Origin of the sequence: Micromonospora sp. NBC_00860 (assembly GCF_045207375.1) — a bacterium.
GTDB lineage: Bacteria > Actinomycetota > Actinomycetes > Mycobacteriales > Micromonosporaceae > Micromonospora > Micromonospora vinacea.
Window position 1 is genome coordinate 3,041,047 of record NZ_CP108825.1, and the last position, 23,735, is coordinate 3,064,781.

Annotated in this window: 23 protein-coding genes; 10 read left to right on the plus strand and 13 right to left on the minus strand. The window is 71.9% G+C overall.

The window, feature by feature from the left end:
* Positions 1-81 precede the first annotated feature (81 nt).
* Complete coding sequence (locus OH804_RS14105) at positions 82-1,962, minus strand: FG-GAP-like repeat-containing protein (RefSeq protein WP_406065609.1); 1,881 nt, start codon at positions 1,960-1,962, stop codon at positions 82-84.
* 385 nt (positions 1,963-2,347) lie between these two features.
* Here OH804_RS14105 and OH804_RS14110 point away from each other — a divergent pair, with 385 nt between their 5' ends.
* Positions 2,348-2,911 (plus strand): hypothetical protein, encoded by a 564-nt coding sequence (locus OH804_RS14110; RefSeq protein ID WP_196922677.1) that lies wholly within the window; start codon positions 2,348-2,350, stop codon positions 2,909-2,911.
* Between the two features lie 77 nt (positions 2,912-2,988).
* Here the strand turns inward: OH804_RS14110 and OH804_RS14115 are convergent, their stop codons facing one another.
* The 5 genes from OH804_RS14115 to OH804_RS14135 form a co-directional block, all read right to left on the minus strand.
* Complete coding sequence (locus OH804_RS14115; RefSeq protein WP_196922676.1) at positions 2,989-3,567, minus strand: dihydrofolate reductase family protein; 579 nt, start codon at positions 3,565-3,567, stop codon at positions 2,989-2,991.
* Positions 3,564-4,763 (minus strand): RNA polymerase sigma factor, encoded by a 1,200-nt coding sequence (locus tag OH804_RS14120; protein ID WP_406065612.1) that lies wholly within the window; start codon positions 4,761-4,763, stop codon positions 3,564-3,566. The genes OH804_RS14115 and OH804_RS14120 overlap by 4 nt, the downstream gene beginning before the upstream one ends.
* Before the next feature lie 16 nt (positions 4,764-4,779).
* The gene (locus OH804_RS14125; protein WP_406065614.1) at positions 4,780-5,133 is read right to left on the minus strand and encodes a YciI family protein; all 354 of its coding nucleotides are present in this window, start codon (positions 5,131-5,133) and stop codon (positions 4,780-4,782) included.
* Positions 5,134-5,172: 39 nt separating this feature from the next.
* Positions 5,173-5,586 carry a DUF6069 family protein gene (locus OH804_RS14130; RefSeq protein WP_196922673.1) on the minus strand — a complete coding sequence of 138 codons (414 nt, stop codon included), beginning with the start codon at positions 5,584-5,586 and terminating at the stop codon, positions 5,173-5,175.
* Positions 5,587-5,845: 259 nt separating this feature from the next.
* Positions 5,846-6,160, minus strand: coding sequence for an L-rhamnose mutarotase (locus OH804_RS14135; RefSeq protein WP_307788683.1), 315 nt, complete (start codon positions 6,158-6,160; stop codon positions 5,846-5,848).
* Between the two features lie 165 nt (positions 6,161-6,325).
* Here OH804_RS14135 and OH804_RS14140 point away from each other — a divergent pair, with 165 nt between their 5' ends.
* The 6 genes from OH804_RS14140 to OH804_RS14165 all read left to right on the plus strand — a co-directional run bounded on the left by OH804_RS14140 (position 6,326) and on the right by OH804_RS14165 (position 12,576).
* Positions 6,326-7,006 (plus strand): response regulator transcription factor, encoded by a 681-nt coding sequence (locus OH804_RS14140; protein WP_196922671.1) that lies wholly within the window; start codon positions 6,326-6,328, stop codon positions 7,004-7,006.
* A gap of 13 nt (positions 7,007-7,019) precedes the next feature.
* Positions 7,020-8,489, plus strand: coding sequence for an ATP-binding protein (locus OH804_RS14145; RefSeq protein ID WP_406065617.1), 1,470 nt, complete (start codon positions 7,020-7,022; stop codon positions 8,487-8,489).
* Positions 8,486-9,382, plus strand: coding sequence for a Gmad2 immunoglobulin-like domain-containing protein (locus tag OH804_RS14150; protein ID WP_406065619.1), 897 nt, complete (start codon positions 8,486-8,488; stop codon positions 9,380-9,382). The genes OH804_RS14145 and OH804_RS14150 overlap by 4 nt, the downstream gene beginning before the upstream one ends.
* 136 nt (positions 9,383-9,518) lie before the next feature.
* Positions 9,519-10,148: a TetR/AcrR family transcriptional regulator gene (locus OH804_RS14155; RefSeq protein WP_196922668.1), complete on the plus strand. Its 630-nt coding sequence runs from the start codon at positions 9,519-9,521 to the stop codon at positions 10,146-10,148.
* Positions 10,149-10,181: 33 nt separating this feature from the next.
* Positions 10,182-11,675: an MFS transporter gene (locus tag OH804_RS14160; RefSeq protein ID WP_196922667.1), complete on the plus strand. Its 1,494-nt coding sequence runs from the start codon at positions 10,182-10,184 to the stop codon at positions 11,673-11,675.
* 109 nt (positions 11,676-11,784) lie between these two features.
* Complete coding sequence (locus tag OH804_RS14165; RefSeq protein ID WP_406065622.1) at positions 11,785-12,576, plus strand: maleylpyruvate isomerase family mycothiol-dependent enzyme; 792 nt, start codon at positions 11,785-11,787, stop codon at positions 12,574-12,576.
* Positions 12,577-12,617: 41 nt separating this feature from the next.
* Here OH804_RS14165 and OH804_RS14170 read toward each other — a convergent pair whose 3' ends face one another.
* Positions 12,618-13,817 (minus strand): RtcB family protein, encoded by a 1,200-nt coding sequence (locus OH804_RS14170; protein ID WP_091406679.1) that lies wholly within the window; start codon positions 13,815-13,817, stop codon positions 12,618-12,620.
* 378 nt (positions 13,818-14,195) lie between these two features.
* Here OH804_RS14170 and OH804_RS14175 point away from each other — a divergent pair, with 378 nt between their 5' ends.
* Positions 14,196-15,203, plus strand: coding sequence for a helix-turn-helix transcriptional regulator (locus OH804_RS14175; RefSeq protein WP_406065624.1), 1,008 nt, complete (start codon positions 14,196-14,198; stop codon positions 15,201-15,203).
* On the opposite strand, the gene OH804_RS14180 is transcribed toward OH804_RS14175, so the two are convergent.
* Entirely contained in the window at positions 15,198-16,508 is a 1,311-nt protein-coding gene (locus tag OH804_RS14180) for an RICIN domain-containing protein (RefSeq protein ID WP_307788682.1), read from the minus strand. The genes OH804_RS14175 and OH804_RS14180 overlap by 6 nt on opposite strands.
* A gap of 159 nt (positions 16,509-16,667) precedes the next feature.
* On the opposite strand from OH804_RS14180, the gene OH804_RS14185 reads away from it, so the two are divergent.
* Positions 16,668-17,855 (plus strand): spore photoproduct lyase family protein, encoded by a 1,188-nt coding sequence (locus OH804_RS14185; protein ID WP_406065627.1) that lies wholly within the window; start codon positions 16,668-16,670, stop codon positions 17,853-17,855.
* Between the two features lie 18 nt (positions 17,856-17,873).
* On the opposite strand, the gene OH804_RS14190 is transcribed toward OH804_RS14185, so the two are convergent.
* Positions 17,874-18,380 carry a DinB family protein gene (locus OH804_RS14190; protein WP_406065629.1) on the minus strand — a complete coding sequence of 169 codons (507 nt, stop codon included), beginning with the start codon at positions 18,378-18,380 and terminating at the stop codon, positions 17,874-17,876.
* A 56-nt stretch (positions 18,381-18,436) separates the two neighbouring features.
* Positions 18,437-19,279 carry a M15 family metallopeptidase gene (locus OH804_RS14195; protein ID WP_406065631.1) on the minus strand — a complete coding sequence of 281 codons (843 nt, stop codon included), beginning with the start codon at positions 19,277-19,279 and terminating at the stop codon, positions 18,437-18,439.
* A gap of 321 nt (positions 19,280-19,600) precedes the next feature.
* Between OH804_RS14195 and OH804_RS14200 the strand changes: the two genes are divergently transcribed.
* Positions 19,601-20,638, plus strand: coding sequence for a LacI family DNA-binding transcriptional regulator (locus OH804_RS14200; protein ID WP_196922661.1), 1,038 nt, complete (start codon positions 19,601-19,603; stop codon positions 20,636-20,638).
* Positions 20,639-20,764: 126 nt separating this feature from the next.
* Here the strand turns inward: OH804_RS14200 and OH804_RS14205 are convergent, their stop codons facing one another.
* From OH804_RS14205 to OH804_RS14215, 3 genes are all read right to left on the minus strand, one after another.
* Positions 20,765-21,613 (minus strand): peptidylprolyl isomerase, encoded by an 849-nt coding sequence (locus OH804_RS14205; RefSeq protein ID WP_406065633.1) that lies wholly within the window; start codon positions 21,611-21,613, stop codon positions 20,765-20,767.
* A 70-nt stretch (positions 21,614-21,683) separates the two neighbouring features.
* Positions 21,684-22,892, minus strand: a complete 1,209-nt coding sequence (locus OH804_RS14210) for a D-alanyl-D-alanine carboxypeptidase family protein (RefSeq protein WP_406065635.1) — start codon at positions 22,890-22,892, stop codon at positions 21,684-21,686.
* A gap of 47 nt (positions 22,893-22,939) precedes the next feature.
* The gene (locus OH804_RS14215) at positions 22,940-23,668 is read right to left on the minus strand and encodes a MerR family transcriptional regulator (protein ID WP_406065637.1); all 729 of its coding nucleotides are present in this window, start codon (positions 23,666-23,668) and stop codon (positions 22,940-22,942) included.
* Positions 23,669-23,735 lie beyond the last annotated feature (67 nt).

Sequence of the window (23,735 nt, forward strand, 5' to 3'; positions counted from 1 at the left end):
CCTGCCACGGCGCCCGGACAGCGGCGCGGCCTCCGCTTTCCTTCTGCGGAGGCCGCGCCGTGGGCAGGCCCGGATCAGTGCCTACCAGTTGCCGAGCACCAGGCGCCCGCCAACCTGACTGAGGCTGAACGGCCCGCTGTCGTACCAGACACGGGCGGCGAAGTTGCCGTTGCGCCAGACGTAGTACGAGAACGTGCCATCGCCGTGCTGGTAGGCCATCACGATGTCGTCCCTGCCGTCACCATCCACGTCACCGGACGCCATCCGGTCACCGACGACGCTGAGCCGGAAGGCCCCGGAGTCGTAGTCACTGGTGCGGTTGAACGAGTCACCGTCGGACAGCCACCGGTAGGTCCGCATCGTGCCGTCACCCTGGTCGTAGGCCATCGCCGGTTCCGCCTTGCGGTCACCGTTGAAGTCACCGAGCACCAGGCGCCCGCCGACCCGGCTGAGACCGAACGGCCCGCTGTCGTACCAGACGCTGGCTGCCGAGTTGCCGTTGCGCCACACGTAGTACGAGAACGTGCCATCGCCGTGCTGGTAGGCCATCACGATGTCGTCCCTGCCGTCACCATCCACGTCACCGGACGCCATCCGGTCACCGACCGCGCTGAGCCGGAACGGCCCCGAGTCGTAGTCACTGGTGCGGTTGAACGAGTCACCGTCGGACAGCCACCGGTAGATCCGCATCGTGCCGTCACCCTGGTCGTAGGCCATCGCCGGTTCCGCCTTGCGGTCACCGTTGAAGTCACCGAGCACCAGGCGCCCGCCAACCTGGCTGAGGCTGAACGGCCCGCTGTCGTACCAGACACGGGCAGCCGAGTTGCCGTTGCGCCACACGTAGTACGAGAACGTGCCATCCGGCTGCTGGTAGGCCATCACGATGTCGTCCCTGCCGTCACCATCCACGTCACCGGACGCCATCCGGTCACCCACGGCGCTGAGCCGGAAGGCTCCGGAGTTGTAGTCACTGGTGCGGTTGAAGGAGTCACCGTCGGACAGCCACCGGTACATCCGCATCGTGCCGTCACCCTGGTCGTACGCGACGGTCGGGGCGGCGCGCCCCGCCGGCTTCGGCGGGGATGGCGGCGTGGAGGATTTCACGATCTTCGTGTACCGCCGCGCCACGTAACTGGTGGCCCGGTGGCTGTCGATGGTCCCGGTGTCGATCGCGGCCGTCCGGATCTTCACCGGCGTCGACCCGAAGGTGTAGTAGGTGAAGTGCCGACGGTCGGTCTTCCAGCTCTTGAAGAGGACGACGTGCTTCGCGGCGAGGTTGAGGATGTCGCCGGCCTGTAGGTCCGCCTTGCTGATCTGGGTGGAGAACTGGTGCAACGTGTGCGTGCTGGGGTCGGCATTCAGGTGCCAGGCCATGCCCACGTAGCCGGAGCAGTCCCGCCGGTACTTGCGGGTGTGCGTGGGGTCCCAGGAGAACGCCCGCTGGCTGTACGGGCCGGGCTGATGGTCCACCCAACCCTGGGCGCGTTGCATGACCTCGGCTCGCGTGATCGACCCACCGATTGAGGAGGCCGACGCGGACATCTGACCACCGTCGGAGCCCTGAGAGGGATCCTCGGTCTCGTCACCCGGATCGTCGTCGGGCAGCTCGTCGCCGGGGTCGTTCAGTTGGCACCCGTCGAGCTGGGCCGTGATCTCGGTCGGCACCGACTCGTCGCAGACCCCGCCCGAGCCGACGTTGAGCGGCTTCCACTGCTGCGCCACATCCTCGTAGCGGAACAGCACGAACGACGCGTCGTACTCGCCCTCCGCCGGAACGACAGCGGTGGCCCAGGGCAGGGCGCAGCTCACGCTCTCCAGGACGGCCGGGTTCCCGGCCGCCTCGTCGGTGAATGGGTCGGCCCGCAGACCGGCCAGCAGGGTGGCCGGCGTCGGGCACACCGGAGCCTCCGCCGCAGCGGCCTGGGACGGGATCCCACCCGGTATGGCGAGAACACCCGTCATCATCAGTACTGTCGCGAGCCTTCGCCCGCCTGATTCACGCACAGCCTTCCTCCCCGTTCGTTCGTTGATGGACGTCGGCACGTCGGATGGTCGAGGGCGAACTGCCCGCACCGCGACGGACGTCAGTGGCTGAACGCACGTGTCACCCCGGATGCATCCGGAGCGCAACTCCCGACGGTGGCCACCCGCCGGGGAAGCGTCCGGAATGGAGGCTACGACAGGAGTCGATGTCCGTCTGTCCCCGATCTGACGGTCAGACCACCCGCTGTTACCCGGCGGTTACGTCGCAGCGAAGCTCCTGTGCCGGGGTAGGACGACGGTGGCGGCAGAGGGTCACCGGCAGCGCCGCCGCGGCGTGACCCCGACACCGAACGGAGAAAACACCATGAGGATCAGGAGCGCACTGACCGCGTTGGCGGTCGTCCTCGCCGGGCTGGTCGCCAGCGCCGGCAGCAGCACCGCCGCGGGCACCACGACCACTGCGGCGTACTGCGGGATCACCTGGGGCAGCGCGGAGAAGACGGCCGGCGCGCTGAGCGGCGCCCCGCTGGTCGACGTACGGACCGGCCGGCACGACTGCTACGACCGGGTGGTGTTCGAGTTCGCCGGCCCGGTCGACGGTTACGCGATCGGTTACGGCGAGACGTGGACCGAGGGCGAAGGGCTGGCGCTGTCGCCGTACACCGCCGGGGGCGCGCTACTGCGGGTCTCGCTGCGGGCCCCGGCGTACGACGACGACCACCTGGGCACGGTGCCCTACGCGGTCGGTGAGCACGTGGCGAACCTGCTGCGCTACCCGACGCTGCGCGACGTGGTCTTCGGCGGCAGCTTCGAGGGCTACAGCACCTTCGCGGTCGGAGTACGGGCCCGGTTGCCGTTCCGGGTGCTCGTACTCGCCGGCCCCGGCACCCACAGCCGGGTGGTGCTCGACGTCGCCCACCAGTGGTGATCGGAGCCGGCCGAACCGCGTGGCCGTCCGCCCGGGGTAGGGCGGATGGCCTGGCGGGGCACTGACCCGGGTCTCAGTCAGACGTGCAGGGTCGGCCGGTAGACGAGTTCCTGGGTGCGGCCGTCGAGGGTACGGCTCTCGACCAGCTCCAGGTCGAAGTCGGCCGCGCCCTGGAAGATCGGCTCGGTGCCGGTCTGTCCGGTGACCACCGGGAAGAGCGTCACCTGGACGAGGTCGACCAGCCCGGCGGCCATCAGCGCCCGGTTCATCGACAGGCTGCCGTGCGATCGCAGCGGCACGTCGGACTCCTCCTTGAGCCGGGCGACGACGTCGACGGCGTCGCCGCGCAGGACGGTCCCGTCCGGCCAGTCGAGGGGGCCCTCCAGCGTGTTCGACACCACGGTCGCCGGCAGGTTCCTCATCCGGGTCACCCAGGCGTCGCGGACCTCGGACTCCTCGGTGCTCGCGGCCAGCATCCGCGCGAACACCCGGTACGTGTTGGCCCCGAAGACCATGCGCTGCTCCGCGCTGTAGACGGACAGGCGGTGCGCAAGCAGTTCGGGGCCCTGCTTACCCCAGTAGCCGCCCCAGTTTCCGCTGGTGGTTCCGAAGCCGTCGAGGCTGGAAAAGACGTCGACGGTGTAGGTGGCGGTCATGATGCTCTCCATTCACGGGTGAGTTCGGTGCGACGCTTCTGTAGGTAGGCCCGCTCGGTCTCATTGGTGGCCAGGGCCGCGGCCTGGTCGTAGGCGGCTCGGGCCTCGTCGTCCCGTCCGAGCCGGGCCAGCAGCTCGGCCCGGGTGGCGGGCAGCCGGTGATAGCCCGGGAGGTCGACGTCCTCCAACGCGGCGAGGGCCACCGCCGGTCCGTGCACCTCGGCGACGGCGACCGCACGGTTGAGCGCGACGACCGGGGTTGGCGCGAGCGCGTGGAGCTGGTCGTACAGCGCCAGGATCTGTGGCCAGTCGGTGGTTGCGCCGTCGGTGTGCACAGCGCTGATCGCGGCCTGGATCTGGTACGGGCCGGGCCGGTTGCGGCGCAGGCACCGGCGGACCAGGCCGTGGCCCTCGGCGATGAGCGACCGGTTCCACAGTGACCGGTCCTGGTCGGCCAGCAGCACCAGTTCGCCGTTCGGGTCGAGCCGGGCCGGGCGGCGCGCCTCGGTCAGCAGCAGCAGGGCGAGCAGACCCAGGACCTCGGGCTCGTCGGGCATCAACGTGGCGAGTTCGCGGGCGAGCCGGATCGCCTCGCCGCACAGGTCCGTTCTGATCAACGGGCCGGCGGTGGCCGCGTAGCCCTCGTTGAACATCAGGTAGAGCACGGCGAGCACCGGCGGCAACCGGTCCGGCAGCTCGTGTTCGGCCGGTACCCGGTAGGGGATGCCGGCGTCGCGGATCTTCTTCTTGGCGCGCACGATCCGCTGGGCGACTGTCGCCTCCTGGACCAGGTAGGCCCGGGCGATCTCCGGTACGTCGAGGCCGCCGAGCAGGCGCAGCGTGAGGGCCGTCCGGGCGTCCGGTGCGAGCGCCGGATGGCAGCAGGTGAAGATGAGTCGCAGCTGGTCGTCCCGCACCGGTCCCACCTCTCGTGGCTCGTCGGGGTGATGCAGCAGCAGGGCCTGGGCGTGCCGGGCCTCGCGGGTCGACTCCCGGCGAAGCCGGTCGACGGCACGGTTGCGGGCGGTGGTCACGATCCAGGCGCCCGGATTCGGCGGCGGGATCTGCCACTTCTGCAGCGCCGTGGTGAAGGCGTCCTGGACCGCCTCCTCGGCGAGGTTGATGTCACCGAGGAGGCGGGTCAGCGTGGCGACGCAGCGGCCGTACTCCGCGCGGTAGATGCTCGCCAGGTCCATGTCGGGAGACCTGTGGTCAGGCCTGGGACAGGTCGTCGAAGGGACGCACCTCGATCGGGCCGCAGGCCGCCGCGCACCTCTCGGCCCAGGCCAGCGCCGCGTCCAGGTCCGCGCACTTGATGACCCAGAACCCGGCGATGTGCTCCTTGGTCTCGGCGAACGGCCCGTCGCTCATGGTGGCGGTGCCGTTGTCGACCCGGACGACTGTGGCGCTGTCCGGTGACGTGAGCCCTCCGCCGAAGACCCAGGCACCCGCGGCCTGCATGTCGTCGTTGATCCGGCCGGTCTCCCTGAACATGGTCTGCGTCTCCTCGTCGGACGGCGTCGGCGCGCCCTCGACGAAGTGCACTGACAACAGGTACTGCTTCATGACGATCCTCCGGTGGCTCGATGGTGGGATGGCGACAGGTCAGACGGCCAGGCGGCGCGCGACAGCGGGGATCACGATCGCGGCCGCGACCAGGTGGGTGAGCATGAGCAGCGCCTTGGTGGCCGTCCCGGCGTCGGCGATCACGTCCGGCACCAGGGACAGGACGGTCAGCACCACTGTCGTGCGGACGAACGTGCGCCGGGGCCGTCGGGCGAAACGGGCCAGCAGCGCGGCGATGACCACGCCGATCAGCGAGAAGACGGCGGTCAGCACGCCGAACCCCGTCACGGGGATCGGGGCTCCGGCCAGTTCGAGGCTGATCCCGGCCAGGTGGCCGACGGCGGCTACGGCCATGGTGGCGGCGCTCGCGGCGGCCGTGGCGGCGACACCGGTCCGGATCACCGCACCGACTGTCGACGCGGTGGCGTGGGTCGTGTTCGCAGTGGCGGTCATCGTGCCCTCCAGTGGGTGTGCGGCCCGTTGCGATGCCGGGCTCTCACCAGGGCTACGAACGGAACCGATCCCAATCGACAGCACGCCCGGAATTTTGTCGAAGAATTTCGACTCCGACGGAAGGCGAGACAGTTTCGGGACATAGCGGGCGAGCCGGACCACCGATTCTCGCAGCTCGCCCAACCCGCGCGCTGAAACGAGCCGTCAAACCCTCCCCACCTCGCACCCTCCCCCTCTCGTCGATCTGGGCCTCGTCGACCTAGGCCTCGTCGGGCAGGTGCCAGACCTCGCGCATCGGGGCCCACCAGTCCCCCGAGCCGGGCTCGGCGATCGACTCCTGACACGGATCGGTCAGCTTCCACCACTCCTGCGTCTGCGGGTCCGCGGCGATCAGCCGCAGGTCGGCCTCGTAGTCGTCGCCGACGTACTCGTAGTAGCCGAAGAGCAGGTCGTCGTGGAGAAAGATCGTGTAGTTACTGAAGTTCGCCTCGCGCAGCGTCTTCTCGACGCTCGGCCAGACCGCGGCGTGCAACCGCAGGTAGGTCTCTCGCTGCTCGGGGCGGAGTCGGATCACGCAGCCATGACGTTGCACGTCGTGCCCTTTCGTATGAACTGGTTTCAGGGGTGCCGAAGGCACTGACCGTAGCGGTTGGACGGTGCCCTCAGGGGGCCAGCCGGCCGCCGATGTCGACCGTTCTGCCAGGACTACGCACTGTGGCGCCGGGTCTACCCTCGGGTGATGGACGGCCGTGTGCTGGTGGTCGAGGACGACTTCTCGATCCGGGAGGTCACCGCCCTCGGTCTGCGCCGCGCCGGCTTCCGGGTCGACACCGCCGTGGACGGGCGGCAGGCCCTGGCCGCGTTCCGCGCTCACCCGGTCGACCTCATCGTGCTCGACATCATGCTGCCTGGCCTGGACGGTCTGGAGGTCTGCCGGGAGATCCGGCGAACCAGTCAGGTGCCGATCCTGATGCTGACCGCGCGCACCGACACCATCGACGTGGTGGTGGGGCTGGAGTGCGGTGCGGACGACTACCTGCGTAAACCCTTCGACCTGCCGGAGCTGGTGGCCCGGGTCCGCTCGGTGCTGCGCCGGGTGAGCGTGCCGGCCCCGTCGACAGTTCTCGAGGTCGACGGCCTGGAGATCGACCCGGGTGCCTTCGTGGTCCGCCGGCACGGCCGGGAGGTGACGCTCACCGCCACCGAGTTCCGCCTGCTACTGGAGCTGGCCCGTCGACCCGGTCAGGTCTTCACCCGGGAGCTGCTGCTGGACCTGGTCTGGAACCACGACTTCCTCGGCGACTCCCGCCTGGTCGACGTGGCGGTGCAGCGGCTACGCGCCAAGATCGAGGACGACCCGGCGCAGCCTCGGCTGATCCGGACCGTGCGCGGCGCCGGCTACAAGTTGTCGACGGGCTGACGGGGGGTCGGCGATGGCCGGACGCGCGGTGCTTCCGGGCCGCCTGCGGCGCCGGCTGACGATCGCGTTCGTCCTGGTCGCCGGCGTCTCGGCCGGTCTGCTCGCCGGCGGGACCGGGCTGCTGCTGCGACAGTCCTGGCTGGACGCGTCGCTGCGCGAGGCGGCCGCCGACGCCCGCTACCAACTCGTGCTCGCTGGGCAGTTCCTGCCGCTGACCGAGCAGCGCAGCACCGAACTGCTCACCAGCTTCGAGGCCAGCGGTCGGCACGTGCTGCTCGTCGACGGTCCGGCCCGCGCCTCACACCCCGCGTACGCCCCGGTGCTGGGCACCCGGCTGCGGGCCGTCGTCGCGGACGGGCGGCTCGGCTACCAGCGCTCCGCGCCGACGGAGCGGCCTCGGCTGCTGGTGATCGGCGGGCGCATCCCCGGCTCGACGGCCGAGCTGTACGTCCTGACCGTGGAGGACGACGTCGCCACCGACCTGGGTCAGCTGCGCACCGCGCTGGTGGCCGGCTGGGTGTTCGTGGTGTTGCTCGCCGCCGCTGTGGGTCACGCGTTGGCCCGCCGCACGTTGGAGCCGGTGGGCCGGGCCAGCCGGGCCGCCCGAGCGCTCACCGAGGGCCTGCTCGCCACCCGTCTGCCGGTACGCGGGCGCGACGAGTTCAGCGTCTGGGCGACGACGTTCAACGAGATGGCCGAGGCACTGGAGTCGAAGATCGCGGCGCTGTCGGCCGCGCAGGCCCGCGAGCGGCGGTTCACCGCCGACGTCGCGCACGAGCTGCGTACCCCGGTGACCGCGTTGGTGGCCGCGGCGTCGCTGCTGCGCGAGCACCTCGACCAGTTGCCCGACGACGCCCGGCCGGCGGCCCGGCTGCTGGTCGGCGACGTGGTCCGGCTGCGACGGCTGGTCGAGGACCTGATGGAGATCTCCCGGCTGGACGCCGGGCGGGAGCAGGTGGCCGTCGGGCCGGTCGACGCGTTGGCGCTGCTGCACGGTGTCGTCGCTGCGCGCGGCTGGTCGCCGCGGGTGCGGGTCACCGGTGATCCGGTCACGGTGCGCACCGATCCGCGTCGGCTGGAGCGCGTGCTGGCCAATCTGGTCGCCAACGCGGTCGAGCACGGCGGTGGAGAGATCACGGCCACCGTCGCGGGCGCGGGCCGGCTTGTCGTCTTCGAGGTCACCGACCAGGGGCCCGGCATCCCGGCCGAGCACCTGTCCCGCGTGTTCGACAGGTTCCACCAGGTCGACAGGTCCCGATCCACTCCGGGCAGTGGGCTCGGGCTGGCCATCGCGCGGGAGCACGCCGAGCTGCTCGGCGGCGCGCTGGGCGTGCGCAGCGAACCGGGCGAGGGCACCCGGTTCCGGCTGGAGCTACCCGCCGACGGCCCCCCCGGTCCGCACTGTGACGTGCCGCGCCCGGACGACCACGCCGACCCGGGACGGGTTGGGCCTGCCGCTGGCCCGGCGGGCGGTGTGGGATGAGCCGCCGGGTCGGGCCGGTCGTACCGGTGCTGGTCGCGGCGCTCCTGCTCGGCGGCTGCGGCACTCCCCGCTCCGGTGACCTGGGCCCGGCGCCCACAGCGCCGCCGCCGAGCGGCGCACCCACCACCGACCGTCCGGTACCCACCCCGAGCCGGACCGCCGAGCCGACGCCATCGCCCACGAACCGGCCGCCGGGTCCGTCGGCGGCGGCGTCCACCGGCACGCGTCGGCCGGACCCGGTGAGCATCGAGCTGTGGTACGTCCGCGCCGGGCAGCTCGTGCCGACCCGGCGCACCCGGCCGGCCACTGTCGCGACGTCCCGGCTGGCGCTGACCGAACTGGCCGCCGGGCCGAGCCCGGCCGAGGCCGCCACCGGGATGACCACGGTGCTGTCGGACGACGTCGAGGTCACCCGCATCGCCGACGGCGTGGCGACGCTGCGGGTGCCGTCAACCGGCGACCCGGCCACCCGGCGGCTGTGCGAGGCGCAGGTGGTGTGGACGCTCACCCAGTTCCCCACGGTGCGTCAGGTCCGCTTCGACGGCGCGGCCCCTGTCGATCGGGCGGACTACACGGACCTGCTGCCACCGATCGTGGTCACCGGCCCGATCCCCGGCGAACGCGTCGCGGCCCCGCTCGTCGTCACCGGCACCGCCACCGTGTTCGAGGCCACTGTGAGTGTCCGGGTGCTGGACGCCGCCGGCCGGGAGGTGGCCACCGGTTTCGGCACCGCCAGTTGCGGCAGCGGCTGCCGGGGTGGCTACCGGGTGGTGGTCGGCTGGCGCACGGTCCGGGAACAGAAGGGCACTGTCGAGGTGTACGAGGTGTCCGCCGAGAACGGCGCGCGGATCAACACGATGGCGGTGCCGGTGGTCCTCGCCCCGGGCGGCTGACCACCCCGTTCACCCGCCGGACCCCGCTAGAAACGCAATCGTTTCGTCGACCGAGTGCGAGGCAACTCACGAAAGCCTGCACGATCAGCCAATCGCGAACTAGGGTCAGTACGACATCGTTTCGCGGGGGGTCGGGATGCTGGGTGGTCAGCAGGTGGGCGCGGGTGCCGGGGTGCCGGCAGCCCGGGGTCCGCGCTGCACCGACAGCGCCCTGTTCACGGTCGTCATCGACACCCTGCGCGAGGTCGGCTTCGACCGGATGACCATCGACGCCGTCGCCGCCCGCGCCCACGTCAGCAAGGCCACCATCTACCGACGCTGGGACGGCAAGGCGGAGCTGGTCGTCGCCGCCCTGCGTGACCGGCACGTCGGTGTGCACAACCCGCCCGACACCGGCTCCCTGCGCGGGGATCTGATCGAGTTGCTGCGGGCCACGGCCGCGATCTGCACGGCCGACTGCGACCTGATGCAGGCGTTGACCTTCGCCATGCGGACCAACCCCGAGCTGGAACGCCTGGTGCGTCACCAGGTGCTGCCGGCCGGGCGGGTGGCCAGCACCGCCATCCTGGTCCGGGCCGCCGCCCGCGGGGAGATCCCGCCGGAGGCCGGCGAGCGGGAGTTGTTCCACGATCTGGCCCCCGCGCTCACCATGTCCCGCATCGTCGCGCACGGCCTACCCGCCGATGACGCGTTCCTCACCCAGGTCGTCGACCAGGTGCTGATCCCGGTCCTCCGCTATCAGCACGACCGTCCGTCTCCGGCCTGATTCACCGATATTCGCAACACGGAAGGCTTCACCATGCCCGGAACCACCTCGACCGCGCCCGGCGCGCCCAACGCCGGGACGTCGACAGGCGCACCGCACCCGCGGCGCTGGATCGCGCTTGCGGTCATCGCGGTCTCACAGCTGATGGTCGTCCTGGACGCCACCATCGTGAACATCGCGCTGCCGCAGGCCCAGGCCGACCTGGGAATCACCGACGCGAACCGGCAGTGGGTGATCACCGCGTACACGCTGGCCTTCGGTGGTCTGCTGCTGCTCGGCGGTCGCATCGCCGACTACTGGGGGCGCAAGCGCACCTTCCTGGTCGGCATGACCGGTTTCGCGCTCGCCTCCGCCCTGGGCGGTCTGGCCACCACCGGTGAGATGCTCTTCGCCGCCCGCGCGTTGCAGGGTGCCTTCGGCGCGCTGCTCGCCCCGGCCGCGCTGGCGCTGCTCACCGTCCTGTTCACCGAGGCCACCGAGCGGGCCAAGGCCTTCGCCGTGTACGGCGCGATCGCCGGCGGTGGATCGGCGGTCGGCCTGCTGCTCGGCGGGGTGCTCACCGAGTACGCCGACTGGCGCTGGTGCCTGCTGGTCAACATCCCGGTCGCTGCCATCGCCATCGCCTTCGCGCTTCCGCTGGTGCCGGAGAGCCGGGCCCACGGCAACACCCGCTACGACGTACCCGGTGCGATCGTGGTGACCGCCGGCCTGGTCTCCCTGGTGTACGGCTTCACCAAGGCCGCCGAGGACGGCTGGGACGCCACCGCGACGCTCGGTTTCATCGCCGCGGGCGTGGTGCTGCTCGCCGCCTTCGTGGTGATCGAGCTGCGCTCCAGCCACCCGCTGCTACCGCTGCGGATCCTGCTGGACCGCAACCGGGGTGGGGCGTTCCTCACCTCGACGCTGATCGGCGCCGGCCTGTTCGGGGCGTTCCTCTTCCTGACCTTCTACTTCCAGGTGGTGTTGCAGTACAAGCCCCTCGAAGCCGGTCTCGCGTCCCTGCCGGTCACCGCCGGTGTGCTCATCGCCGCCGGTGGCGCCAGCCAGCTGATGCCCCGGTTGGGTGCCAAGCCGCTGATGGTCGCCGGTTCGGCCCTCGCCGCCCTGGGCATGCTGGTGCTGACCCAGATCGACGTGGACACCCCGTTCCTCACCCACCTGCTGCCCGCGCAGGTCATCCTGGGCCTGGGGCTCGGCTTCACCTTCGTCCCGCTGTCCAGCCTCGCCCTGGTCGGGGTGCCGGAACACGACGCCGGGGCGGCCAGCGCGACGCTCAACGCCACCCAGCAGATCGGTGGCTCGCTCGGCACCGCGCTGCTGAACACCTTCTACACCAGCGCGGTCGCCGCCTACCTGGTCGGCCGGGCGCCGAACCCGGTCAACCAGGTCGAGGCGCTGGTGCACGGCTACCGGGTGGCCTTCGCCTGGGGCGCCGCGCTGATCGTGCTCGCCGGACTGGCGACCCTGGTCCTGGTGAAGGTCCGCAAGGAGGACATCCCGACCGGCAACACAGTGCACATGGGCTGAGCTGACCGACGTGGCCGCCGGCCGGAGCGCCCCGACCCTGGGGTGGGCCGGCCGGCGGTCACGTCCGGTAACGTCCCGACCATCGTCGAAAATCCGTTTGAGGAGATCCATGTCGACCCCTGCTGACCAGATCATCACCGCTCTGCGCGCGGGCCACGAGGAGCTCGCCGCGCTCGTACGGGACCTCAAGGAGGACGACCTGCTCCGGCCGTCGGGGGCCAGCGAGTGGCAGGTGTCCCAGGTGCTGAGCCACCTGGGCAGCGGCGCCGAGATCAACCTGGCGACGCTGGACGCCGCCCGTTCCGGGGCGCCCGGCCCGGACGGGGACTTCAACCGTGGCGTCTGGGCACGCTGGGACGCCATGTCCCCGGCCGAGCACGCCGCCGGGTTCCTCGCCACCAACGAGCGCCTGGTCGAGGCGTACGAGGCGCTGGACGCCGACACCCGGGCCTCGATGCGGATCGACCTCGGCTTCCTGCCGGAGCCGGTCGACGTGGCCACCGCGGCCCGGTTCCGGCTCAGCGAGTTCGCCCTGCACCAGTGGGACGCTGAGGTGGCGTTCAACAGGTTCGCGGCGGTGACGCCGGGTGCGGTGGCGCTGCTGCTCGACCAGATCGGCGGCATGCTGGCCTGGACCAGCCGACCGCAGGAGCTGGCGGGGCGGGAGGCCACAGTGCTGGTTCGGCTACACGCGCCGGAGCGCACGTTCGGGCTGCGGCTGGGCGAGAAGGTCGAGGTCGTCGACGCGCCGGAGCGTCCCGACGGGGAGCTGGTGGCACCGGCCGAGGCGTGGCTGCGGCTGGCCACCGGACGGCTGGGCCCGCAGCACACCCCCGACGGGGTGCAGGTGAGCGGTTCGGTGACAGTCGACGACCTGCGTCGGGTCTTCGTCGGCTTCTGACACGGTGCCGCGCGGGCCGGTGACCCGGTCCGCGCGGCCTCTCAACCCTTCACGCAGACCACCTGCTTGAGGTGCGCGACCACCTCGACCAGGTCCTCCTGCTGGGCCATCACCTCGGTGATGTCCTTGTACGCGCCGGGGATCTCATCGACCACCCCAGCGTCCTTGCGGCACTCCACCCCGGCGGTCTGCGCCGCCAGGTCCTCGGTGCTGAACGTCCGCTTGGCCTGCGCCCGGGACATCCGACGCCCCGCCCCGTGCGACGCCGAGCAGTACGCGTCAGTGTTTCCCCGCCCCCGCACGATGTACGACCCGGTGCCCATCGACCCGGGGATGATGCCCAGGTCACCCCGACCGGCCCGGATGGCGCCCTTGCGGGTCACCAGCACGTCCACCCCGTCGTAGCTCTCCTCGGAGACGTAGTTGTGGTGACAGCTGATGGGCTCGTCGTAGCCGACCTGCGGGAAGTGCTCGCGCACCACGCCGCAGAGCAGGGCCAGCATGACTGCCCGGTTGCGCCGCGCGTACTCCTGCGCCCACCACAGATCCCGCCGGTACGCGTCCATCTCCGGCGTCCCGGCGAGGAACACGGCGAGGTCCCGGTCCGGAAGGTCGGCGTTGTGCGGCAGCCCCCGGGCCACCCCGATGTGCCGCTCGGCCAGTTCCTTGCCGATGTTGCGGGACCCGGAGTGCAGCATCAGCCAGACCCGCCCCTCGTCGGCGCCGCCCTGCTCCAGGCAGACCTCGATGAAGTGGTTGCCCCCGCCGAGGGTGCCGATCTGCCGCTGCGCCCGCGTCTCCAGCTGCGCCACCCGCCGGTCCAGGCCGGCGAACCGGCCCCAGAAGTCGTCCCAGCCGGCCTGCTCCAGGCCCCGGATCCGACGCGTGTCGACCGAGTCCTTGCGCTGGGCGAAGCCGACCGGAATGGTGGCCTCGATCGCGGAACGCAGACCGGCCAGGTCGTCCGGCAGGTCGGCGGCGGTCAGCGAGGTACGGACCGCCGACATCCCGCAGCCGATGTCGACGCCGACCGCTGCCGGCGAGACGGCCTGCCGCATCGCGATCACCGAACCGACCGTGGCGCCCTTGCCGAAGTGCACATCGGGCATGACGGCGACACCCTGTACCCAGGGCAGCGCGCCGATGTTGCGCAGCTGCTTGGCGGCCTGCGGCTCGATGGCGTACGGGTCGGTCCAGACCCGGACCGGTGCCCGGGTACCGGCGAGAGGGGTGAATCCCATGGTGGACTCCTTCAGTCGTGCCGTGACCGTTAATGATCAGATTTTGGTCGCCAGCGGCGGTGCGCGGATACGAAAGGGCCGCCCGATCCCGATGGGATGGGCGGCCGGCGGACGCGTCAGCGTCGGCGTCAGTCGCGCCACCCCGGCTCGTAGCGCCGCAATAGGCGGCAGGCACGGGTTTTGGCGGTGGTCCGCAGAGGGGTGCCGGCGGGGAGCAGGCACCAGCGGGCGGCGGTGCGGACGCGTCGCGACATGGCGTACTCCCTCCGGTTTCGATCGGTTGACGTTGCACCGACGAGACTAGGAGGGCCCCGGCGCGTCCGCAATGGATATCCCCACGGACCGCCCTCCACGCGGCGGTAGGGCAGACTCGCGGGCATGGTGGAGACCTCCGTGCGCCTGCTGCGGTTGCTGACTCTCCTTCAGGTGCGCCGGGACTGGTCCGGCGCCGAGTTGGCCGAACGGCTCGCGGTCACCACCCGCACGGTGCGCACGGACGTGGAGCGGCTGCGGGTGCTGGGCTACCAGATCGAGTCACACCCGGGGGTCGCCGGCGGCTACCGGCTCGGTGCCGGGTCGGCGCTGCCACCGCTGCTGCTCGACGACGACGAGGCGGTGGCGGTGGCTGTCGGGCTGCGGGCGGCGGCGGGTGGCTCGGTGACCGGCATCGAGGAGACCTCGTTGCGGGCGCTGGCCAAGCTGGAGCAGTCGCTGCCGTCCCGGCTGCGGCACCGGGTGGACGCCCTGCGCTCGGCGACCGTCTCCGCCGCCGGCGGTGGCCCGACAGTGGACGCCGACACGCTCACCGCCGTCTCCACCGCCGTGCACCGCCGGGAGCGACTGCGGTTCGACTACGCCGGCCATGACGGCACGGTCAGCGTGCGCGACGTCGAGCCGTACCGGCTGGTCTACACCGGGCGGCGGTGGTACCTGCTGGGGTGGGACACCGACCGGGCCGACTGGCGGACCTTCCGCGCCGACCGGATCCAGCCCCGGGTGCCGACCGGCCCGCGCTTCGCGCTCCGGGAGCCGCCAGGTGGCGACGCGGTGGCGCACGTGCTGCGCGGCGTCGGCTCCACGGCCTGGCCCCACCCTGCCCGGGTACGCCTGCACGCGTCGGCCGAGACCATGGCGCAGCGGATCCCCAGCACGGCGGGCCTGCTGGAGGCGATCGACGAGCGGGCCTGTCTGCTGCACACCGGTGGGGAGTCGCTGGGCAATCTGGCCGCCTTCCTCGGCACCCTGGCTGTCGACTTCGACGTGCTCGACCCACCGGAGCTGCGCGCCGTCATCCGGGACGTCGCCGCCCGGTTCGGTCGCGCCGCCGGCTGCGCGCCGGGGCGAGTCGCGGTTCACCCCGGCGCGGACACGGCAGTGGAGCTATGACTGCGGCACCAGCCGGAAGGACTGCGCCGCGGTGCCGTTGCAGGTGTACTGGATGAGCTGGACGCTGTCGGCGGTGGACGCTCCCGGCACGTCGAGGCACTTGCCGCTGAGGCGGTTGACCAGGCGGTAGTACCCGCCGCCCTCGGGCTCGGCCCGCCACTGCTGGTTGTTGCCGCCGCTGTAGGACCAGAGCTGGATGCGTGCCGAGTCGGCGGTCGACCGGTCGGTCACGTCGATCACCTGGGCGCTGTTGTTGCGGTTGTTGACCCGCAGGTACCCGCCGCTGGTCGGCGCGAACTGGTACTGCTGCGCGGTGCTGCTGTTGCACGTGTACTGTTGGATGGCAGTGCCGTTCGCGCTGGCTGCGGCCCGCGCGTCCACGCACTTGCCGTTGCCCCGGTTGACCACCGTGTGCCAGGCGGTGGGCGAGATCGGGCCGTCGGTCGGCGGGGGCGTGGTCGGGGGGACGGTGCCGACGCCGGCCAGCCAGTGCAGCCCGTCGATCAGCAGCTGGTTCTGCTGCGGGCTGTCGAAGGTGGAGGACAGCCCGGTGTTGGTGCTGTAGTTCATCGCGTTGTGGCCGAAGTTGGCGTAGAGCATCTTGTACTGCCTGTTGCTCCAGACGAGCGGGTAGTAGCCGCCGTACCAGGACTGGTTGGGGTCCGTGCCGACCGGGAAGCTGGACGGGTCGATCGAGGCGAGGATGTCGATGTTGGGGTTCTGCCGCAGGTCGTTGCTCCAGGAGTACCACTCGCTGATCGACGACGGGAACGTCGCCGGGAGGTTCCGGGTGGCGGCGTGGGTGCGGTTGTCGGCACGCATGGTGACCCGGGTCGGTCCCCAGGTGTTCGTCTGGAACGAGCCGGTGCCGAGGAAGGTGTTGTAGTACCAGCTCCAGCTCGACGGGTTGTCGGTCCACGCGCTGACGTGGAAGCCCAGCCAGGCCCCGCCGTTCTGCATGTACTGCTGGAACGCGCCCCGCTGGGCGGCGGGCGGCGCGTCGTCCAGGAACATGACGACCTTGTACTGGGCCAGGTTGGCGGTGTTCAGCAGACCCCAGTTGTTGGTGGCCTCCCAGGAGAAACCGTGCTGGGCGGCGGCCTGCGGGAACCAGGCCCGGGCGTCCTTGACGAAGTCGATGTGCGCGGCGTCCCAGGTGCCGTTGTAGAAGGCCAGCACCTTGAACGTCGGCGCGGCCTGCGCGCTTCGCGAGGCGTTGACCGCGAGACCGGCGGTCACCGCGACGACCAGGGCGACGAACAACGACAGGATCCGTCTGGTACGGGAGGAGAGTTCTGCGATCACCTGATCGTCCCTTCGGTCGGGACGCGCGCCGCCGCGTCGATGTGCATCTGTTCACAAGGTTTACAGATAGATGAGAGGTTATGCGCTCCGGTTGGGCGGCGTCAATCGCGGGGGCGGCCGATCGGGTGGGATTCCTGCGGCAACGGGTACCCCGGCCGGATGACCAGCCCGGACGCCGTCGACGTCGACCAGCCGCTCGCCGTGGACGTGCCCGCCGCGCCGCACGACGCCAGCGGCGAGCGGGTGCCGACCCACGACCTGGCCGGCCTCGCGCCGCCGGCCCGGTCGGCGCGCCGCTGGACCCCGAGCCGAGTGGTGGCCACCCCCGCCGCACTCGACCACCCGCACGGCCAACGGATCGTCGAGCGGGTGCGGGCGCTCGGTATCGAGGTGGAACACCTGCGCGCCAACCGGCTCACCGGGGTACGCGGGCAGACCGACCGGGAGACGTACACCCGGGCCAAATCGACGATGGCGATCGTGGTGAGCCCGCCCTCACGGCGCGTCCTGCAACCCATCGCGCCCAGCGCCGACTGGCGGGTCGACCTGGCCGAGGGCTGCCCGGCGCACTGCCAGTACTGCTACCTGGCCGGATCACTGTCCGGCCCACCGGTGACCCGGGTGTACGCCGACCTCGACGACATCCTCGCCGGGCTGGCCGCGTACGCCGGGCGGGGGACGGTGACCAGCCGCAACGCGCGACGGGCCGACGAGGGCACCACCTTCGAGGCGTCCTGCTACACCGATCCGCTCGCCCTGGAACACCTGACCGGCAGCTGGCGGCGCGCGGTGCAGCACTTCGCCGACTGGGACGCGCCAGTGCAGTTGCGCTGGACCACCAAGTACGCCGATGTGGACACCTTCGTCGGGTTGCCGCACGCCGGCCGGACCCGGGTCCGCTTCAGCGTCAACTGCGCCCCGGTCAGCGACCGGTTCGAGGGCGGCACCGCCCGGGTGCCGGACCGGCTGGCCGCGCTGCGCCGGCTCGCCCTCGACGGCTACCCGGTCGGGCTGACCATCGCGCCGATCATCGCGCTGCCGGACTGGCGGGAACGCTACGGCGAACTGCTCGACCAGGTCCGCGCGGCGGTCGACGGCGTGCCGGACCTGGACCTGACCGCCGAGCTGATCACCCACCGGTTCACGCCGGGCAGCAAGGAGGTGCTGCTCGGCTGGTATCCGCGTACCCGGCTGGAGATGGACGAGGAGTCCCGCACCCGCAAGCACGGCAAGTTCGGCGCGGTGAAGTACGTCTACCCCCGTGAGCAGATGGCCGAGCTGCGCGACTGGTTCACCGCCGAGCTGACCGCCCGCGTCCCGGCCTGCCGGGTCCTCTACTGGACCTGACCGGTCGTATGGGGCGGGCTAGACGCCGACGGCCCCGTCGATGCCCTCGCGCAGGAAGTCGGCGTGACCGTTGTGCCGGGCGTACTCGTGGATCAGGTGCAGCATCACCAGCCGCAGTGACACGGTCTCGCCGGAGCGGACGTTGCGGCCGGTCACGTCGAGCGACGCGGCCGCCCGCTCGATCCGGCGGGCATGCTCGACCTCCCGCTCCCAGGCGGCGAACGCCTCGGCGCGGGTGGCCGAACTGGCGTCGTACGCCTGCTGGAAGTCGCCGGTCTCCGACCAGACCAGGCCGATGTCCTCGCCGTCGATGACCCGCCGGAACCAGGCGCGCTCCACCTCGGCCAGGTGTCGTACCAGACCGAGCAGGGACAGCGTGGAGGGCGGCATCGACTGCTGGCGCAGCTCCTCGTCGGAGAGACCCTCGCACTTGAGGGCCAGCGTCGCGCGGTGAAAGTCGAGGAAGGCGCGCAGGGTTTCCCGCTCGTCGCCGGTAACCGGGGGGCCGATCCGTTCGGTGCTCATTGAAACGATCATGCCGGATGGCGGCGGCGGTGCTGTCGGTGAGGCCGGGCCGCGGGTCAGCCGACCGAGGAGCGGGCGACCGGCGCTGCGAAGAACGTGTCCGGGTACGGCTCGTCGCGCAGGCTGTAGTGCCACCACTCACGGTCGTAGTTCACGAACCCGGCGTCGGTCATCAGCCGCTGCAACAACCGACGGTTGTCCCGCGCCGTCCCGGTGATGCGGGGGTCGGCGGTGTGTGCCCGGGGGTCGAAACAGTCGAAGCCCGTACCCATGTCGATGCTGTTGTCCGGGAAGCGCTGCCCGCGCGGCGCCGTGCAGGCGACCAGCTGTTGCCCGACCCGGTACGGAGGTTGGCTGGCGGCGGGCTCGTCGACCAGTGTCAGGTCCAGGGTGCTGCCGCGGCTGTGCGCGGTGGGCGCGCCGATGTAACCGTCGGCGAAGAGCCGGTTCTTGGCCAGGTCCGGGTAGAACTCTGCCTTGGTCTGTTGCTCACCGGGGCGCTTCGACCAGGCGACGAAGTCGTCCACGGCCGGTTGGGGGCGGTAGCAGTCGTACACCTTGAGGCTGTGCCCGCCGGCCAGCGCGGCGTCCTGTACGCGGCGCAGCGCCTCGGCCGCCTGCCGGGTGAGCAGGCACAGCGGCTCGCGGTAGCCGGTGATCGGACGGCCGACGAAGTTGTGCGGTGTGGCGTACCGGATGTCGGCGTGGATCCGCGGGTCGCTGTCGGTCAGGACCACGAACCCCGGCAGCGGGGCCGCCACGGAGGTGGACGGGGTCGGCGCGGGTGTGGGGCTCGCCGACGTCGGCTGCGGCGTGGCCGGCGCGGGGCGGGGCTCCGGCCGTGAGCAGCCGCCGAGCAGCGTGGCGAGCGCGAGCACGACGGCCAGGCGGTAGCGCACGACTCCTGTCTATCAGCCCAGCCGGTGCCGTCATCCCGGGATCCACCCGGTTCGCCGAAAGTCGGCAGGTCCCCGGCCACCGGACAACCCCGATGTCGGGAAAGTCGGGTCGATCGAGGGCCGTCGACCGCACCGACGAGCGAAAGTGACCGAAAATACTCCGGAACTTTTCCGCAAATGCAGCGAAGCTTCGGTCGGTCTGGCATGTCGTCAACCCCCGCCGGTGAGGCAAGATGACCCGTGGAACGGGCACGCCGTTTCGGGACACACGGTGGGCGACGCCTTGTGGGTCGTTCCTCCGGCTCGGTGAAGGAGACGCGGGTGGGCGCGGACGACGGACGCAGGGTGACCATCACCGCGATCGCACGGGAGGCCGGGGTGTCGGTGCCGACCGTGTCACGGGTGCTCAACGGTCGCTCCGATGTGGCCCCGGACACCCGGGAACGGGTCGAGGAGTTGTTGCGCCACCACGGCTACCGGCGTCGCACCAGCCGCAGCGTTCGGCGTGCCGGTCTCGTCGACCTGGTCTTCAACGACCTGGACAGCCCCTGGGCCGTGGAGATCATCCGAGGCGTGGAGGATGTCGGGCACGGCGCCGGCGTCGGCACTGTGGTCTCCGCGATCCACCGGCAGCCCACCGCGGCCCGGCAGTGGCTGCAGAACCTGCGCACCCGGGCCACCGACGGCGTCATCTTCGTGACCTCGCACCTGAGCCCGCCACTGCACGCACAGCTGCGTCGCCTCAACGTGCCGGTGGTGGTCGTCGACCCGGCCGGGGTGCCGGCCATGGACGTGCCGACGATCGGCGCCACCAACTGGGCCGGTGGGCTCGCCGCGACCGAACATCTGCTCGCGATCGGGCACCGGCGCGTCGGTTTCGTGGCCGGGCCGACGCACCTGCTGTGCAGCCGGGCGCGGCTCGACGGTTACCGGGCCGGGTTGGAGGCCGCCGGGGTGCCGGTGGACGACGCGCTGATCTACCCGGGCGACTTCTACCACGCCTCCGGGTTCTCCGGCGGGACGGCGCTGCTCGACCTCGCCGACCCGCCGACCGGCATCTTCGCCGCCAGCGACCAGATGGCCTTCGGCGTCTACGAGGCCATTCGACGCCGCGGGCTGCGCGTACCGGACGACGTGAGCGTTGTGGGTTTCGACGACCTGCCGGAAGCCCGCTGGGCCTCACCGCCGCTGACCACCGTGCGCCAACCGTTGGTCGAGATGGGACGGTTGGCGGCCCGAACCGTGCTGCGTCTGGCCCAGGGCGAGGGCATCGACTCGCCCCGGGTGGAACTCGCCACCGAATTGGTGGTTCGGGACAGCACCGCCGCCCCGCCGACCGGGTCGCCCGCCTCGGCGTGACGGCCGGACCCGCGCCGGAAACCGGTTGGACCGGTTCCGGTCCGTTCCCGGAAATTACGGCCAGGGGCGTGCGCGACCCCCGGCGGGCGCGGTGAGCGACCGACGGTCACCCACCGCGCCGTACGGTCAGTGGTGGTGGTGCCAGCGGACGGCCTTGCGGATGGTCACCGGCAGGGCGGGCGCCCCGTCGACCGGTGCCGGGTCCTCGGCTGTCGGCGCCACTCCCCCGGCGGCGATCCGGTCCAGGGTGGCCAGGCCGACCGCGTCGACCTCGCCGAAGATCGTGTAGTTGGGGCGCAGCGCGGAGTTGGCGTAGACCAGGAAGAACTGGCTGCCGTTGGTGTCCGGCCCGGCGTTGGCCATGGCCAGCACGCCACGGGCGTACACCCGGCGCTCCCCGGTCGGGTCGGTGGGCGCGGGCGGCAGGTCGGTCGGCAACTCGTCGCGGTACCGGTAGCCCGGGCCGCCCTCGCCGGTGCCGGACGGGTCACCGCACTGGAGCACGCTCAGCGTCGGGTACGCGGTGAGCCGGTGGCACGGGGTGCGGTCGTAGAAGCGCTTGCCGACCAGGTGCAGGAAGCTCTGCACAGTGCACGGCGCTGCGGCCCGGTCCAGTGTCAACCCGATCGGACCGTGGTTGGTCGCCACTGTCACCCGGACGCTGCCCCGGGCCGGGGTGCGCCGCGGGTCGGGCGGCAGCGGCACCGGCCGGGCCGCGGGTTCGTCCGGGGTCTCGGTGTACGCGCACGGGCCGTGGGTGGTGCGCGGCGGCCGGGTGGCGGTGTCGACAGCGGTCAGCGGCGCGGCGGAGACGCGCTCCGCGTCGGCCGACGGGCCCGGCGCGGCGAGCGCGGTGGCGGACGCGCCGACGACCAGCGCGCCGGCGAGCACTGTCACCCCCGCGAGGCGGGTCAGGGCGCGCACCGGCCGGCGGGGTGCCGCCACTGCGGGGCGCGGTTGGAGTTCACTCGACACAGGGATCCTCCTGGACTGGTGGTGCCAGAAAGACCGGAGTCTATGGATGGCAGCGCCCGATGTCGATCCGTCAGGGCATCCGACGGCGACGCCGCCACAGCAGGCCGCCCAACAACGCCACCACCGTCGCGCCGCTCACCGCGGTCACCGACCAGAGCCACCCCGAGCCGGTACGCGCCGGCCCGCTGGCCGCCGCCGGCCGGGGCGCGCCGGGTGCCGCCAGCGCGGACGGCGCCGCCGACGGGGTGGCGGTCAGCTCGCCGGGCTCGACCAGCCGGCCGACGGCGGCGTCCCGGGGCAGCCTGAAACCCCAGTCCAGCAGGGCCGCACCCTGCTCCCAGCCGCGTGCCGGTGCCGATTCGGCGCCCAGCAGGGTCACCACCAGCCGCCGCCCGCCGCGTTCCGCCGCACCCACGTAGGTGTGCCGGGCCAGGTCGGTGAAGCCGGTCTTGCCGCCGAGCGCCCCCGGGTACCGGTAGATGAGCTGGTTCTCGTTCTGGATCTCGAAGCCCTTGGTGCGTTGCGCCGGCTGGGCCGGAATCGACGTCTGCTCGGTCAGCGCGTACCGCCGGAAGGTCGGCTGGGCGAAGCAGGCCCGGGCGATCAGCGCCAGGTCGTACGCGCTGGTGAACTGCCCCCTACCGTCCAGCCCGGACGGGGTGACCGCGTGCGTCTGGAGCGCGCCGAGGTGGTGCGCGTGCTCGTTCATGGCGCGGACGCCGGCGGCGCTGTCCGTCCCGCTGCCGAGTCGGGCCAGCGCGTTGGCGGCCTCGTTGCCGGAGTTGAGCAGCAACCCGAGCCAGATCGTCTCGATGGTGTACCGGCCGCCCGCGACCAGGCCCACGGCCGAGGACCCGGGTTCGATGTTCATGTCAGCGTCGGTGACGGTGACCGTCTGCTTCGGGTCGAGCCTGGGCAGCATCGTGGCCGCCAGCAGGAGCTTCTGCACGCTCGCCGGTGTGCCGTACTCGTGGGGGCCGCAGCCGCCGAGCACCTGGCCGCTGTCCAGGTCGGCGACCAGCCACGACGTGGCGGTGACCCTCGGTGGCGCGGCGACGCCGGCCGGCACGACCAGGCCGGCCGTGTCGAGCGCCCCGCCGCCGACCATCCGCTGCGCGGGAACGGCGGGCGGGGGCGACGGCCGGGGCGGGCGGGACGCCGCCGGCGCCGGCAGTCGGGGGCAGCGCATCGTCGGCGCGGCGGACGCTCCCGTCGCACCGACCGGCACGGGAGCGAGCAGGACGGCGGACGTCGTGGCCGCCAGCAGCGCAGCTCTCATGTGCCCGACCCTAGTCACGACGATCGCCCGGCGGGACGGGATGCCGGTCAACTCGCGTCGCCCCGAGCGAGCAGGTAGTCGTGCAGGGCGGCACTCCCCCGCAGCCGACGCAGGCTGCGGGTGTGCAGCTCCTGCTCGCGGCGGCCCAGCTCGGCGCGGACCCGCGCAGCGCTGCCGGTGGTCCGCAGCTCGCCCAGCACCGCGGCGATGATCTCGAACGGGTACGCGCCTCGGCGCAGCAACGCGATGACCTGCGCGGCGCGTAGCTCCGCCTCGTCGTACACCCGGTAGTTGGTGCCCGGGGTGCGGCCCGGCCGCAGCAGCTCGCGCTCCTCCCACAGCCGCAGCTGCGAGGTCCGGACCCCGACCAGGGCGGCGACCTCGCCGATGCGGGCGCCGTGGCGTGGTGCGGGTCGGGCCGCCGGTGGGCTGGCCAGCACGGTCTCGAAGGCGCCGAGCACCCGGCGGATCTCGGCGCGTTCCCGGTCCAGCTCGGCATGGCCGCCGTCGAGCGCCGCCAGGGCCGCCGGCAGGTCACCCCGGTGCACCGCCGCCATGATCTCCCGGGTACGACTCCAGCCGTGCCCCTCGGCCAACCGCCGCGCCACGGTCAGCGCCCGGGCGTGCTCGGCGGTGAAGATCCGGTAGCCGCTCGTGGTGCGGCGCACCGGCGGCAGCACGCCCAACTCGACGTAGTTGCGCACCTGCTGCACCGAGATCCCGACGGTGGCCGCCAGGTCCACGGCGCGCAGCCGATCCTTCGAGGCGACGTCCACGCGAGCCACCGTACCGCTTACGACGTGATTTGAGACTTTCCCGGACGTACTGCCGGAACCAGCGCTC